The sequence below is a fragment of the Pseudomonas haemolytica genome, assembly GCF_009659625.1.
GTDB lineage: Bacteria > Pseudomonadota > Gammaproteobacteria > Pseudomonadales > Pseudomonadaceae > Aquipseudomonas > Aquipseudomonas haemolytica.
In genome coordinates this window covers 433,535-447,758 of the sequence record NZ_VOIW01000006.1, presented here as the reverse complement: position 1 = coordinate 447,758, position 14,224 = coordinate 433,535, and the positions used below count along the sequence as shown (strand labels likewise).

Here is a 14,224-nt window from a genome sequence, read left to right as displayed (position 1 = left end):
CGGGGAGGCTCTGGCTTAGATTCGCCGCATCATAGCATCCCAATTAGTGGGAATGCCGTGGGACTTCGGCGCCACGGCAACCCACCAGGAAGTCGAAATCGCAGCCTTGGTCGGCCTGTAGCACATGGTCGATGTACAGCTGGCGATAACCGCCAACAATGAGTTTCTGCGGCGGCGCCAGGTCGGCCATGCGTGCGGCCAGTTCGGCGTCGGGGATGTCCAGGTGCAGGCGGCCGTTGGCACAATCGAGTTCGATCCAGTCACCTTCCTGTACCGTGGCCAACGGTCCGCCGGCAGCGGCTTCCGGCGCTACATGCAACACCACTGTGCCGTATGCCGTGCCGCTCATGCGTGCATCGGAGATGCGCACCATGTCGGTCACGCCCTGGGCCAGAAGTTTGGCCGGCAAACCCATGTTGCCGACTTCGGCCATGCCCGGGTACCCCTTGGGCCCGCAGTTCTTCATGACCAGGATCGAATTGGCGTCTACGTCCAGGTCCGGGTCGTTGATGCGTGCCTTGTACATGTCGAAGTTCTCGAACACCACCGCGCGGCCGCGATGCTGCATCAGCTCCGGGCTGGCCGCCGATGGCTTGAGCACCGCACCCAGGGGCGCCAGGTTACCGCGCAGTACACAGATGCCGCCGTCGGCGCGGATCGGGTTGTCGAGGGTGCGGATCACTTCATCCTGGCCGTAGATCGGCGAGTCCTGGGTGTTCTCGCCCAGGGATTTGCCGTTGACGGTCAAGGCGTCGGGGTGGGGAATCAGGTTGGCTTCACCGAGGCGGCGCAGAACGGCGGGCAGGCCACCGGCGTAGTAGAACTCTTCCATCAGGAACCGCCCGGAGGGTTGCAGGTCGACGATGGTCGGCATGCCGCGGCCGATGCGGGTCCAGTCATCCAGGTCGAGTTCAACCCCGATGCGCCCGGCGATGGCTTTCAGGTGGATCACCGCATTGGTCGAACCGCCGATGGCCGCGTTTACTCGAATGGCGTTTTCAAACGCCTCCTTGGTGAGGATCTTCGACAGCTTCAAGTCTTCGCGCACCATCTCCACCGCCCGCATGCCGGACATATGCGCCAGTACATAGCGCCGTGCATCCACTGCCGGGATCGCCGCGTTGTGGGGCAGGGACGTGCCCAGTGCCTCGGCCATGCAGGCCATGGTCGAGGCAGTACCCATGGTGTTGCAGGTGCCTGCCGAGCGCGACATGCCGCCCTCGGCCGCGAGGAAATCATCCAGGGTGATGGTGCCGGCCTTGACCTGTTCGCTGAGCTGCCACACCACCGTGCCCGAACCGATGTCCTGACCCTTGTGCTTGCCATTGAGCATCGGCCCGCCGGTGACCACGATGGCCGGCACATCACAACTGGCCGCACCCATCAGCAATGCCGGGGTGGTCTTGTCGCAACCCGTCAGCAGCACCACGCCGTCGATGGGGTTACCGCGAATGGCTTCTTCCACGTCCATGCTCGCCAGGTTGCGGGTGAGCATGGCGGTGGGGCGCAGATTCGATTCGCCATTGGAAAACACCGGGAATTCCACCGGGAAGCCACCGGCTTCGATCACGCCGCGCTTGACGTGTTCGGCGATCTGGCGGAAGTGCGCGTTGCACGGGGTCAGCTCCGACCAGGTGTTGCAGATGCCGATGATCGGCTTGCCATGGAACTGATGGTCGGCAATGCCCTGGTTCTTCATCCAGCTGCGGTACATGAAGCCGTTCTTGTCGGCGGTACCAAACCATTGGGCAGAGCGGAGGCCGGGCGTTTTGTCAGGCATGATCGATTCTCTTATTGTATGACTATATGTTCTATTCGTGCTTAAACATAAGCGTAAAATCGACGCTTTGGAAGTGTTGTTTTGTAAATAGTCCTACTATATAGTCTATCTCAACTGAGGCATGACCCTGGCGGATTTCGCGAGAGGCGTCCCCCGAGCTTCTATAAAAACAACAATCGGAGATCGACCCCATGAGCCAGGAATTGCGGCTTATTCGGCGCATCACGCTGAAACTGATTCCCTTCCTGATCCTGCTGTACCTGATCGCCTACGTCGACCGTTCCGCCGTAGGGTTCGCCAAGCTGCACATGGGCGCCGACGTCGGCATCGGTGACGCCGCCTATGGCCTCGGCGCCGGGCTGTTCTTCATTGGCTACTTCCTGTTCGAAATTCCCAGCAACCTGATGCTCGACCGCTTCGGCGCGCGGCGCTGGTTTGCGCGGATCATGATCACCTGGGGCGCTATCACCATCGGCATGGCTTTCGTGCAGGGGCCGCACAGTTTCTATGTGATGCGCTTTCTGCTCGGCGCGGCGGAGGCGGGGTTCTTCCCCGGCGTGCTTTACTACATCACCCAATGGTTCCCGGTGCGCCATCGCGGCAAGATCCTCGGGCTGTTCATCCTGTCCCAGCCCATCGCGATGATGATCACGGGCCCGGTGTCCGGCGGTTTGCTCGGCATGGACGGCATTCTTGGCCTGCACGGCTGGCAGTGGTTGTTTATCGTGATCGGCACCCCGGCGATCCTGTTGACCTGGCCGGTGCTGCGCTACTTGCCGGACGGCCCGAAACACGTCAGCTGGATGAGCGCGGATGAAAAAGCCTGGCTCACCGGCGAGCTGGAAAAAGACCTGCAGGCCTACGGCCAGACCCGTCATGGCAACCCCTTGCATGCCCTCAAGGACAAGCGCGTGCTGCTGCTGGCGCTGTTCTACCTACCGGTGACCCTGAGCATCTATGGCCTTGGCCTATGGTTGCCGACCCTGATCAAGCAGTTCGGCGGCAGCGACCTCACCACCGGCATCATCTCTGCCGTGCCGTATATCTTCGGCATCATCGGCCTGCTGATCATTCCGCGCAGTTCCGACCGCTTGAACGACCGTTACGGCCACCTTGCTGTGCTGTACGTGCTCGGCGCCATTGGCCTGTTCTGCAGCGCCTGGCTGAGTGTGCCGGTGCTGCAGATGGCTGCACTGTGCCTGGCGGCGTTCGCGATGTTTTCCTGCACCGCGGTGTTCTGGACCTTGCCGGGGCGCTTCTTCGCCGGAGCCAGCGCCGCAGCGGGCATCGCCTTGATCAACTCGGTGGGCAACCTCGGCGGCTACATCGGCCCGTTCGTGATCGGTGCGCTCAAGGAGTACACCGGCAACCTGGCCTCGGGCTTGTATTTCTTATCCGGCGTGATGGTGTTCGGGCTGGTCTTGACCTTAGTGGTCTATCGCGTGCTGGAGCGCAAGCACGTGCTGCCCGTCGACCAATTCGCCGCCAGCGCCCGTGGCGCCACACGTACTTAAACCCTGGAGAAAATGCATGCGTCTAGTTCAGTTCGAGTTGCGCAACGGTGAGCGCCGCGTCGGCGTGGCGGAAGGCGATAGGCTGCGGGAAGTGCAGGGCGCCCATAGCGTGCGCGAGCTGGCGCTGGCCGCTATCGAAGCCCGCGTGGGCCTGGCGCAAAAGGTGCAGGACCTGGGCCTGGGCGACAGCCATGACTACACCGCGCTGCTGGCCGAGTTGAAAATCCTGCCACCACTGGACCACCCGGACCCGAGCCATATGCTGATCACTGGCACCGGCCTGACCCACCTCGGCAGCGCCTCGGCCCGCGACAAGATGCACCAGCAGGCCGGTGACGACAGCGCCATGACCGACACCATGCGCATCTTCAAGTGGGGCGTGGAGGGCGGTAAACCTGCGGCGGGGCAGGCGGGCGTACAGCCGGAGTGGTTCTACAAGGGCGACGGCAGCATCGTCGTACGCCCAGGCGCCGCCTTCCCGGTACCGCCGTTTGCCGAAGACGCCGGCGAGGAGCCTGAGATCGGCGGCCTTTACGTGATCGGCCACGACCGCAAACCCTACCGCCTGGGTTTTGCGGTGGGCAACGAATTTTCCGACCACGTGATGGAACGTAAGAATTACCTGTACCTGGCCCATTCCAAGCTGCGCAGTTGCAGCTATGGGCCGGAGCTGCGCGTGGGCGAGCTGCCCCAGCACCTGGCCGGCAGCAGTCGCATCCTGCGCAACGGCGAGGAAATCTGGCGGAACGAATTTCTCAGTGGCGAGGCCAATATGTGCCACAGCCTGGAAAACCTTGAATACCACCACTTCAAATACAGCCAGTTCCTCAAGCCGGGCGATGTGCACATTCACTTTTTCGGCACCGCCACCCTGTCATTTGCCGACGGTATACGTACCCAGCCGGGCGACGTGTTCGAGATCAGCCAGGCTGAATTCGGCGCGCCGTTGATCAACGGTATTGGCAGCAGCGATGCGGCATTTGAACCCGGCCAAGTCACCCCCCTTTAAGGAGATCAACATGACCCAGTTCCTCGGCCACAACTACATCGGCGGTCAGCGCAGCGCCAATGGCAACGTCAAGCTGCAAAGCGTCGATGCCAACAGCGGTGAAGCCTTGCCGCAGGATTTCTACCAGGCAACACCGGAAGAGGTCGATGCCGCCGCCAAGGCCGCCGCCGCTGCGTATCCGGCTTTCCGGGCGTTGAGTGCCGCGCGCCGTGCGCAGTTTCTGGACGCGATAGCCGACGAGCTGGATGCCCTGAGCGATAACTTCATCGAGCTGGTCTGCCGCGAAACCGCGCTGCCCGCTGCGCGCATCAAGGGCGAGCGTGGGCGCACCAGTGGCCAGATGCGCTTGTTCGCCACGGTGCTGCGTCGAGGTGATTTCTATGGTGCGCGTATCGACAAGGCCCTGCCGGATCGCCAGCCGCTGCCACGCCCGGACCTGCGCCAATACCGAATCGGCCTAGGTCCGGTTGCGGTGTTTGGCGCGAGTAATTTTCCCCTGGCGTTTTCAACGGCCGGCGGTGATACCGCAGCAGCGCTAGCGGCTGGCTGCCCGGTGGTGTTCAAGGCCCACAGCGGGCACATGGCGACGGCCGAGCAGGTGGCCGATGCAATCATCCGTGCCGCTGAGGTCACTGAGATGCCTGCTGGCGTGTTCAATATGATCTTCGGTGCAGGCGTTGGCGAAGCGCTGGTCAAGCACCCGGCGATCCAGGCGGTGGGTTTTACCGGCTCGCTCAAAGGCGGTCGTGCCCTGTGCGATATGGCAGCGGCGCGCCCGCATCCGATCCCGGTGTTCGCCGAGATGTCGAGCATCAACCCGGTGATCGTACTGCCCCAGGCCTTGCACGCCCGCGCCGAAAGCGTGGCTCGCGACCTGACCGCCTCGGTAGTGCAGGGCTGCGGCCAGTTCTGCACCAACCCCGGTCTGGTCATCGGTATCGCTTCGCCACAATTCACGGCGTTCACTCAACAGGTCGCGCAATTGATCGGCGCGCAACCGGCGCAGACCATGCTCAACGCCGGTACCTTGGGCAGCTATGGCAAGGGCCTGGAAAAACTCCTGTCCCACCCCGGCATCCAGCACCTGGCAGGTAACGCGCAATCGGGCAACCAGGCTCAACCGCAGCTGTTCAAGGCAGATGTACGGCTGTTGATCGACGGCGACGAAGTGCTGCAGGAAGAAGTGTTCGGCCCCACCACGGTGTTCGTCGAAGTTGCCGACCAGGCCCAACTCAGCACCGCCTTGCAGGGGCTGCACGGGCAATTGACCGCCACCATCATCGGCGAACCGACTGACCTGCAACTGTTCGCCGATCTCACGCCGCTGCTGGAACAGAAAGTCGGACGCATCCTGCTCAACGGTTATCCCACTGGCGTCGAAGTCTGCGATTCGATGGTCCACGGCGGTCCGTACCCGGCAACCTCCGACGCCCGTGGTACCTCGGTTGGCACCTTGGCCATCGACCGCTTCCTGCGCCCGGTGTGCTTCCAGAATTACCCTGATAGCCTGCTGCCCGACGCGTTGAAAAACGCCAACCCATTGCGTATCCAGCGGCTGGTGGATGGCACGCCATCTCGTGAATCGCTGTAAGTCACCAGGAGGCTTCATGTCGTTCAGAGCAGTGACCCCACACCGTGCCCGGTTGGGCGAAGGGCCGTTCTGGGACATACCGTCCCAGGCCCTGTACTGGGTGGATATCGCCGCCAAACAGGCCCTGCGCCTGATGGGCGGGCAAGTGCGGACCTGGCAGTTGCCCGAGCACCTCTCGGCGTTTATTCCCTGTGAAAGCGGCGATGCGCTGGTGACCCTGAGCAGCGGCGTGTATCGCCTGGACCTGGCCACCGAAGCGCTGACCCTGCTCTGCGTGGCAGACCCGCAAGCGGGCAACCGTGGCAACGAAGCGCGCTGCGATGCCCAGGGCCGGCTATGGCTGGGCACCATGCAGAACAATATCGGTGAGCAAGGCGAGGACTTGCCCATCACCCAGCGTTCCGGTGGATTGTTCCGCATCGATGCCGATGCCACGGTCACGTCGCTGCTCAGCGGCCTGGGCATTCCCAATACCTTGCTCTGGAGCGAAGACGGCGCTCAGGTGCATTTCGGTGACAGCATGGATGCCACGTTGTACCGGTATTCGGTCCAGCCCGACGGCCAACTCGACCCCGCGCAGGTGTGGTTCGGGCCCCACGAGCGCGGCGGGCCGGACGGTTCGGCCATGGACGCCGAAGGCTACATCTGGAATGCCCGTTGGGACGGCAGTTGCCTGCTGCGCCTGACGCCTTGTGGTGAGGTGGATCGCATCATCGAACTGCCTGTCAGCCGTCCCACCAGTTGCGTTTTCGGTGGGCCCGACCTGACCACGTTGTATATCACCAGTGCCGCGAGTCCCTTGGACCACCCTTTGGACGGTGCGCTGTTGGCCATTGAAGTCGATATCCCTGGCAAACCTTGCCATCGTTTTGCCGGTTAAACCCAAGACTCAAAAACAACAACAAGAGGTGTCGTTCATGAAAAAGGCTCTACGCGTTCTGGCTGCCGCCGTTGCTTTAAGCAGCCTCAGCAGCATCGTCTGCGCTGAAGAAGTGAAGATCGGTTTTCTGGTCAAGCAGGCCGAAGAGCCCTGGTTCCAGACCGAATGGGCGTTCGCCGAAAAAGCCGGCAAGGAACACGGTTTCACCGTGATCAAGATCGCCGTGCCCGACGGCGAGAAAACCCTCTCGGCCATCGACAGCCTGGCCGCCAACGGCGCCAAGGGCTTTGTCATCTGCCCGCCGGACGTGTCCCTGGGCCCGGCCATCGTCGCCAAGGCCAAGGTCAATGGCCTGAAAGTGATGGCCGTGGATGACCGCTTTGTCGATGCGAAGGGCAACTTCATGGAGGACGTGCCGTACCTGGGCATGGCCGCCTTCGAAGTGGGCCAGAAGCAGGGCGCCGCCATGGCCGCCGAAGCGAAAAAGCGTGGTTGGGACTGGAACGACACCTACGCGGTGATCAACACCTTCAACGAACTCGACACCGGTAAGAAACGTACTGACGGCTCGATCAAATCCCTGGAAGAAGCCGGCATTCCCAAGGACCACATCCTCACTGCCGCCCTCAAGACTCTTGACGTACCCGGCAGCATGGACGCCACCAACTCAGCCCTGGTCAAGCTGCCCAGCGGCGCGAAAAACCTGATCATCGGCGGCATGAACGACAATACCGTGCTCGGCGGCGTGCGCGCGACTGAAAGCGCCGGCTTCAAGGCAGCCAACGTGATCGGTATCGGCATTAACGGCACCGACGCCATCGGCGAATTGAAGAAAGCTGACAGCGGTTTCTTCGGCTCCATGCTGCCGAGCCCGCACATCGAGGGCTATAACACCGCGCTGATGATGTACGAGTGGGTCACCAAAGGCACTGAACCGCCGAAATATACCGCCATGGACGAAGTCATCCTGATCACCCGCGAGAACTTCAAGGAAGAACTGACCAAGATCGGGCTGTGGAAATGACCGCTGCGGCCCTGTGTTTTGACGCGATCGGCAAAACCTTTCCCGGGGTCAAGGCGCTGGATGGCATCAGCTTCACCGCCCACCCGGGGCAGGTGCACGCCCTGATGGGTGAGAACGGTGCGGGCAAGTCGACGCTGCTGAAGATCCTCGGCGGCGCCTACATCCCCAGCAGCGGCAGCGTACAGATCGGCGCGCAGGTCATGGCGTTCAAAAACGCCGCCGACAGCATCGCCAGCGGCGTCGCGGTGATCCATCAGGAACTGCACCTGGTGCCGGAAATGAGCGTCGCCGAGAACCTGTTCCTCGGGCACTTGCCGACGCGCCTGGGCGTGGTCAACCGCGGCCTGCTGCGCCAGCAGGCGCTGGCGTGTCTCAAGGGCCTGGCCGATGAGATCGACCCCGACGAGAAGCTCGGGCGTCTGTCCCTGGGGCGGCGCCAACTGGTGGAAATCGCCAAGGCGCTGTCCCGTGGCGCCAACGTGATCGCCTTCGATGAACCGACCAGCAGTTTGTCGGCGCGGGAAATCGACCGGCTGATGGCGATCATCGCGCGCCTGCGTGACGAGGGCAAAGTGGTGCTCTACGTGTCCCATCGCATGGAGGAAGTGTTCCGTATCTGCGACGCGGTGACGGTGTTCAAGGACGGTCGCTACGTGCGCACCTTCGATGACATGAGCGCGCTGACCCACGACCAGTTGGTGACCTGCATGGTCGGTCGCGATATTCAGGACATCTACGACTACCGCCCACGCGAACACGGCGAGGTGGCGCTCAAGGTCGATGGCCTGCTCGGCCCGGGCCTGCGTGAGCCGATCAGTTTCCAGGTGCGCAAAGGCTAGATCCTGGGCCTGTTCGGGCTGGTGGGCGCGGGGCGCACCGAGCTGTTTCGCCTGCTCAGCGGCCTGGAGCGCGCCAGCGCCGGCAGCCTGGCGTTGTGCGGGCAAGCGTTGCACCTGCGCTCACCGCGCGACGCCATCGCCGCCGGGGTGCTGCTGTGCCCGGAGGACCGCAAGAAGGAAGGCATCATCCCGCTGGCCAGCGTTGCCGAAAACATCAACATCAGTGCCCGCGCGGCGCACTCCACCTTTGGCTGGCTGTTGCGCGACGGCTGGGAAAAGGGCAACGCCGACCGGCAGATCCAGGCGATGCGGGTCAAAACCCCGAACGCCGCGCAGAAGATCCTGTATCTCTCCGGCGGCAATCAGCAGAAGGCCATTTTGGGCCGCTGGCTGTCGATGCCGATGAAGGTCCTGCTGCTGGATGAGCCTACCCGTGGCATCGATATCGGCGCCAAGTCAGAGATCTACCAGATCATCCATAACCTGGCGGCCAGCGGCATTGCGGTGATCGTGGTGTCCAGCGACCTGATGGAAGTGATGGGTATTTCCGACCGCATCCTGGTGCTGTGCGAAGGCGCCCTGCGTGGCGAACAACGGCGCGAACAGGCCACCGAATCCAACCTGCTGCAGATGGCCTTGCCACGCGGCGCAGCGAACTGAGAGACGACGATGACAACCCAACCCAACGCGTTGCCCTCGGCACGCAAGCCTCTTGATATGCGCGCATTGCTCGACAATTGGGCGATGCTGTTGGCGGCCGTGGGCATATTTGTGCTGTGCGCCCTGTTGATCGATAACTTCCTTTCGCCGCTGAACATGCGCGGCCTGGGCCTGGCGATATCTACGGTTGGCATCGCTGCGTGCACCATGCTGTTCTGCCTGGCCTCGGGGCACTTCGACTTGTCGGTGGGCTCGGTGATCGCCTGTGCCGGTGTGGTGGCGGCGATTGTGATGCGCGATACCGACAGCGTGATGCTGGGCATTGGCGCGGCGTTGTTGATGGGCCTGATGGTGGGTCTGATCAATGGCATCGTGATCGCCAAGCTGCGGGTCAACGCCTTGATCACCACCTTGGCGACCATGCAGATCGTGCGCGGCCTGGCGTACATTTTTGCCGACGGCAAGGCAGTAGGCGTATCCGAGGAGCAGTTCTTCGTCTTCGGTAACGGCCAACTGTTTGGCGTGCCGGTGCCGATCCTGATCACCATCGTCTGCTTCCTGTTCTTCGGCTGGCTGCTCAATTACACCACCTACGGGCGCAACACCATGGCCATCGGCGGCAACCCGGAAGCGGCGCTGCTGGCCGGGGTCAACGTGGACCGCACCAAAATCCTGATCTTCGCCGTCCATGGCCTGATCGGCGCACTGGCCGGGGTGATCCTGGCCTCGCGCATGACCTCCGGCCAGCCGATGATCGGCCAGGGCTTCGAGCTGACGGTGATCTCTGCGTGCGTGCTGGGCGGGGTATCGCTGAGCGGCGGCATCGGCATGATCCGCCACGTGATCGCCGGGGTGCTGATCCTGGCGATCATCGAGAACGCGATGAACCTGAAGAACATCGACACGTTTTACCAGTATATGATCCGCGGCTCGATCCTGCTCCTGGCCGTGGTCATCGACCGCATGAAACAACGCTGATCCAAGCCATATGGAGATCCAATGTGGGAGGGGGCTTGCCCCCTCCCACATTTTATTCAGCGGAGAATTTGAAGAGGGTGTGTTGGGTATAGGTCTGCCCAGGATTCAAGCGAGTCGAGGCAAAGCCTGGCTGGTTAGGCGCATCCGGGAAGTGCTGGGTTTCCAAGGTAAACCCGCTCCAATGCTGATACGTCTTGCCCCCTTTACCCTTCACCGAACCATCGAGGAAGTTGCTGGTATAGAACTGCACACCCGGTTCGCTGGTGTAGAGCTGCAAGCGCCGGCCTGACTCAGGGTCATGCACGTCCGCGGCGAGCTGCTTGATGTCACCCTTGGTATCCAGCGCCCAGTTGAAGTCGAACCCACCCTGTTTCGGTTCGGCGAACTTGAGCTGCGGATGGTCCGCCTTGATGTGCTGGCCGATAGGCGTGGGCTTCAGGAAGTCCATTGGCGTGCCCTTGACTGGCGCCAGTTCACCGGTGGGGATCAGGGTAGCGTTCACGGGGGTGTAGTGGCTGGCATGCAGGGTGGCGACCTGCTTGAGAATGTCGCCGTTACCCGCGCCGGCGAGGTTGAAGTAGCTGTGGTTGGTGAGGTTGAGCACCGTCGGTTTGTCGGTGGTGGCCTTGTAGTCGATGTGCAGTTCGTTGTTGTCGTTCAGGCGGTAAGTGACTTCGGTCTTGAGGTTGCCGGGAAAGCCCATCTCACCGTCCTTGGACAGGTAGGTGAGGGTGACGCCCACCGAATCCTTGTCTTTGACCGATTGGGCTTGCCACACCTGCTTGTCGAAGCCTTGGGCGCCGCCATGCAGGGAGTTGGGACCGTCGTTGAGCGGCACCTGGTAGCGTTTGCCGTCGAGTTCGAAGGCACCGCCGGCCAGGCGGTTGCCGAAGCGGCCGATGGTCGCGCCAAAAAATGCCGTGCCGGCCTGATAGCCCTGCACGTCATCGAAGCCCAGCACCACGTCGTCGACCTTGCCGTTTTTGTCCGGCACCTTCAACGATTGCAATACGCCGCCGTAGGTGATCACCGTGGCTTGCATGCCATGGCTGTTGCGCAAAATGTACTGTTCGACGGCGGTGCCGTCGTTGGTTTTGCCGAAGGGTTTGTGTTCGCTGGTCAGGCCGGCAGCCTGGGTGCCGCCGCTGGCGACCAGCATGGACAGCGCCAGACCGGACAGCAGGTAACGAGGGTGCTTCATGGTCGAACTTCCTTTTGTTGTTTTGAATGGAATAGTTCTACTAATTTGAGATAATTTGTGGTGACGGCCTCGAATTTATAGCCTTTAACGGCTTATTTGCAAAATAAAATAAGACTAATTAAGTGGAGCGATCATTCATATGACTACCCGGCAAGCGATTTATCCCGACCTCAAGGACAAAACCGTGCTGATTTCCGGCGGCGCCTCGGGGATAGGCGAGTTCATGGTGCGCGCCTTCGCCGCGCAAGGCGCCAAGGTGGGCTTCGTGGATCGTGCGCAAAGCCAGGGTGAACGCTTGGCTGCGCTGTTGAATTCCAAAGGGCATACCGTCGAGTTCGAGTGGTGCGACATCACCGACGAAATTGGCTACCGCGCCGCCATCGGGCGCTTTGAGCAGTCCCTGGGGCCGATCACGGTGCTGGTGAATAATGCGGCCAATGACGTGCGTCACAGCCTGGAAGAAATCGACTCGCAAATGTTCGACCAGTTGATCGCAGTCAACCTCAAGCACGCTTTCTTTGCTGCCAAGGCGGTGGTGCCGATGATGAAAGAGGCCGGTGGCGGCTCGATTATCAACCTGGGTTCTGTCGGCTGGATGATGGCCTCGGCCGGCTACCCGGTGTACGCCGCCAGCAAGGCCGCGGCCCACGGCATGACTCGCGGCCTGGCGCGGGAACTGGGGCCGAGCTATATCCGCGTCAATACGCTGGTGCCGGGCTGGGTGATGACGGAAAAGCAACTGGCCATGTGGGTCGACGATGCGGCCAAGGAACTCATCGCCCGCAGCCAGTGCCTGCCCGGCAATGTGCTGCCGGAACACATCGCCAATATGGCGTTGTTTCTGGCCTCGGATGCCTCGGCGATGTGTTCGGCGCAGAATTTCATCGTTGACGGCGGCTGGGTCTAAGCCGGGCATAATTGCTCAAGGCGACGCCGTCCAAATGTGGGAGGGGGCTTGCCCCCGATAGCGGTGGGTCAGCTTAAAATAGGCTGACTGATACACAGCCATCGGGGGCAAGCCCCCCCCCACAGTTGATACGCGGCGTTTACTCGATGGGATAACGCCTGAACGCCGGGTGCTCTTCCAGGCGCTCCGCATGGCGCTTGAGGTTGGGGAACGCATCCGCCTTCACCACCGACGCCACGGTGAACTGACTGAACGACCAGGCGACCGCCGCAGTAATGGACGCCTGGGTCAGCACTTCACTGTCTGCCAGTTGCTTGTCCAGCAGCGCATAAGCCGCCAGCAATTGCCCGCTGACGCGCTCGAGCCACGGCGCATGCTGCTTTTCGGCCGGGCGCAGGTTGTGTTCATAGACGATCTGCACGCTTTTTTCACAGGCCGCGAGGGCCAGCCCGAGCAATTGCAAGTCTCGGGCGCGTGCCTCTGGTTGCTGGGGCAGTAGCTTCTTCTGCGCGGGCGCCAACGTTTCCAGGTAATCGAGGATCAGGCTCGAATCCATCAGCACCGTCCCATCATCCAGCACCAGGGTGGGCGCCTTGACTACCGGATTGATCTGGGCGAATTCCGTGAAAGTGCTGAACACCGACAGCGGTTCATGCACAAACTCCACCCCATACAAGTCCAGGGAAATCGCCACGCGGCGTACGTAGGGCGAGTCCAGCATTCCGACCAGTTTCATGCAGCCTCCATTGCTTTCGCGGTGTGATTGGCTGACGAGATTAAGGCTTCATGATCGGGGTGCGCAATACGTGAAGGGGCAGTCGCTACATCGAATTGCGGGCCGCCCCGGGCGGTTGCCCAGTGATGCGCTTGAAGGCACGGCTGAACGCTGCCTGGGAGGTATAGCCCAGGCGTTGCGCGACGGTTTCGATGGGCATGCGCTCCAGAGTCAGCCACTGGCTGGCCAGGCGCATGCGCAGTTCCGTGGCGTAGCGTAACGGCGGTATGCCCAGGATGGCCTGGAAGCGATCGGCAAACACCGAGCGCGAGGTATGGCACTGCGCGGCCAGTTCCGCCACGCTCCAGTCGCGGCCCGGCTGCTGGTGCAGGGCGAGGAGGGCGCGGGCCAGGCGTGGGTCGCGCAGCGCCGCCACCAGGCCCGAGGCGTTGCCGCAGGCACATTCGACCCAGCCGCGTACGATCATCGCCGACACCACATCGGCCAGGCGCGCGAGGATACCGGCAAAGCCGATGCGCGCGGTGGAGACTTCCCGTTCCATCACCGCCAGGATCGGCATCAAGCCGGGGTAACGCTGGCCCCCGGCATCGATCAGCATCAGCGCCGGCATCAGGTTGCCGAGGCCCTGGATGCTGCCGAGTTCGAACTCCATGCAGGCACTGAACAGCAGAGTGCTGGGGACGGTCTCGGGTGACGCATCCACGGCGCAGACCGCGTCCCCCAGCGGTGCGCTGTCGAAATCGCCGATGTCGTGCGTTGCGGCATTCGCGTCGGATAACAATGCATGCGCGCCGCCATGGGCGATGAACACCGCATTGCCCGCCGACAGGTCGAAAAGGTCGCCATCCTCGCCGCGCAAGGTCACGTGGCCGGCCGCGACAAAGTGGAAATAGGCGTGGCCGGGCTTGGCGCCAAAGCCCATGCCGAAGGTCGGGCCGGCCTGGATGCGACGGTACTGCACGCCGCGCAGGCGCATGCCGCGCAACAGTTCATTGATCAGGTCGGAAGACAGGGTAAAAGCATCCGCGGCAGACATGGTCGGGGTTTCGGTCAAAAACTCAAGGGTTTGCATCATAGATCATCCTAACAGGCAAACCTAGACTGG

The 14,224-nt window shown here is 62.2% G+C and carries 11 protein-coding genes and 1 pseudogene; 8 read left to right on the top strand and 4 right to left on the bottom strand.

The window, feature by feature from the left end; genetic code table 11:
* Positions 1–43 precede the first annotated feature (43 nt).
* Entirely contained in the window at positions 44–1,780 is a 1,737-nt protein-coding gene (locus FRT59_RS21075; protein ID WP_153872283.1) for an IlvD/Edd family dehydratase, read from the bottom strand.
* A 191-nt stretch (positions 1,781–1,971) separates the two neighbouring features.
* Between FRT59_RS21075 and FRT59_RS21070 the strand changes: the two genes are divergently transcribed.
* The 7 genes and pseudogenes from FRT59_RS21070 to araH all read left to right on the top strand — a co-directional run bounded on the left by FRT59_RS21070 (position 1,972) and on the right by araH (position 10,275).
* A complete protein-coding gene (locus tag FRT59_RS21070) occupies positions 1,972–3,294 on the top strand; it encodes an MFS transporter (RefSeq protein ID WP_153872282.1) in 1,323 nt (440 codons plus the stop codon).
* 16 nt (positions 3,295–3,310) lie between these two features.
* Positions 3,311–4,303 (top strand): AraD1 family protein, encoded by a 993-nt coding sequence (gene araD1 / locus FRT59_RS21065; RefSeq protein WP_034119148.1) that lies wholly within the window; start codon positions 3,311–3,313, stop codon positions 4,301–4,303.
* A gap of 10 nt (positions 4,304–4,313) precedes the next feature.
* On the top strand, positions 4,314–5,894 hold the full coding sequence (locus FRT59_RS21060) for an aldehyde dehydrogenase (NADP(+)) (RefSeq protein ID WP_153872281.1): 1,581 nt from the start codon (positions 4,314–4,316) through the stop codon (positions 5,892–5,894).
* Between the two features lie 16 nt (positions 5,895–5,910).
* The gene (locus FRT59_RS21055) at positions 5,911–6,774 is read left to right on the top strand and encodes an SMP-30/gluconolactonase/LRE family protein (RefSeq protein ID WP_153838411.1); all 864 of its coding nucleotides are present in this window, start codon (positions 5,911–5,913) and stop codon (positions 6,772–6,774) included.
* Between the two features lie 37 nt (positions 6,775–6,811).
* The gene (locus FRT59_RS21050) at positions 6,812–7,798 is read left to right on the top strand and encodes a substrate-binding domain-containing protein (protein ID WP_153872280.1); all 987 of its coding nucleotides are present in this window, start codon (positions 6,812–6,814) and stop codon (positions 7,796–7,798) included.
* Positions 7,795–9,297: pseudogene (araG, locus tag FRT59_RS21045) on the top strand (L-arabinose ABC transporter ATP-binding protein AraG). Before FRT59_RS21050 ends, araG begins: the two are co-directional and overlap by 4 nt.
* Before the next feature lie 9 nt (positions 9,298–9,306).
* On the top strand, positions 9,307–10,275 hold the full coding sequence (araH, locus tag FRT59_RS21040) for an L-arabinose ABC transporter permease AraH (RefSeq protein ID WP_153872279.1): 969 nt from the start codon (positions 9,307–9,309) through the stop codon (positions 10,273–10,275).
* Between the two features lie 52 nt (positions 10,276–10,327).
* On the opposite strand, the gene FRT59_RS21035 is transcribed toward araH, so the two are convergent.
* Complete coding sequence (locus tag FRT59_RS21035) at positions 10,328–11,476, bottom strand: aldose epimerase family protein (RefSeq protein ID WP_153872278.1); 1,149 nt, start codon at positions 11,474–11,476, stop codon at positions 10,328–10,330.
* Between the two features lie 139 nt (positions 11,477–11,615).
* Here FRT59_RS21035 and FRT59_RS21030 point away from each other — a divergent pair, with 139 nt between their 5' ends.
* Positions 11,616–12,383, top strand: coding sequence for an SDR family NAD(P)-dependent oxidoreductase (locus FRT59_RS21030; protein WP_153872277.1), 768 nt, complete (start codon positions 11,616–11,618; stop codon positions 12,381–12,383).
* A 139-nt stretch (positions 12,384–12,522) separates the two neighbouring features.
* Here the strand turns inward: FRT59_RS21030 and FRT59_RS21025 are convergent, their stop codons facing one another.
* Together FRT59_RS21025 and FRT59_RS21020 are read right to left on the bottom strand one after the other, a co-directional pair.
* Positions 12,523–13,119, bottom strand: coding sequence for a glutathione S-transferase family protein (locus FRT59_RS21025; protein ID WP_153872276.1), 597 nt, complete (start codon positions 13,117–13,119; stop codon positions 12,523–12,525).
* Between the two features lie 85 nt (positions 13,120–13,204).
* On the bottom strand, positions 13,205–14,191 hold the full coding sequence (locus FRT59_RS21020; RefSeq protein ID WP_153872368.1) for an AraC family transcriptional regulator: 987 nt from the start codon (positions 14,189–14,191) through the stop codon (positions 13,205–13,207).
* Positions 14,192–14,224 lie beyond the last annotated feature (33 nt).

Bases quoted from the DNA above. Each gene is read 5' to 3' on its own strand.
- FRT59_RS21075 (WP_153872283.1), bottom strand. From the start codon at position 1,780: ATGCCTGACAAAACGCCCGGCCTCCGCTCTGCCCAATGGTTTGGTACC.
- FRT59_RS21070 (WP_153872282.1), top strand. From the start codon at position 1,972: ATGAGCCAGGAATTGCGGCTTATTCGGCGCATCACGCTGAAACTGATT.
- araD1 (WP_034119148.1), top strand. From the start codon at position 3,311: ATGCGTCTAGTTCAGTTCGAGTTGCGCAACGGTGAGCGCCGCGTCGGC.
- FRT59_RS21060 (WP_153872281.1), top strand. From the start codon at position 4,314: ATGACCCAGTTCCTCGGCCACAACTACATCGGCGGTCAGCGCAGCGCC.
- FRT59_RS21055 (WP_153838411.1), top strand. From the start codon at position 5,911: ATGTCGTTCAGAGCAGTGACCCCACACCGTGCCCGGTTGGGCGAAGGG.
- FRT59_RS21050 (WP_153872280.1), top strand. From the start codon at position 6,812: ATGAAAAAGGCTCTACGCGTTCTGGCTGCCGCCGTTGCTTTAAGCAGC.
- araH (WP_153872279.1), top strand. From the start codon at position 9,307: ATGACAACCCAACCCAACGCGTTGCCCTCGGCACGCAAGCCTCTTGAT.
- FRT59_RS21035 (WP_153872278.1), bottom strand. From the start codon at position 11,476: ATGAAGCACCCTCGTTACCTGCTGTCCGGTCTGGCGCTGTCCATGCTG.
- FRT59_RS21030 (WP_153872277.1), top strand. From the start codon at position 11,616: ATGACTACCCGGCAAGCGATTTATCCCGACCTCAAGGACAAAACCGTG.
- FRT59_RS21025 (WP_153872276.1), bottom strand. From the start codon at position 13,119: ATGAAACTGGTCGGAATGCTGGACTCGCCCTACGTACGCCGCGTGGCG.
- FRT59_RS21020 (WP_153872368.1), bottom strand. From the start codon at position 14,191: ATGCAAACCCTTGAGTTTTTGACCGAAACCCCGACCATGTCTGCCGCG.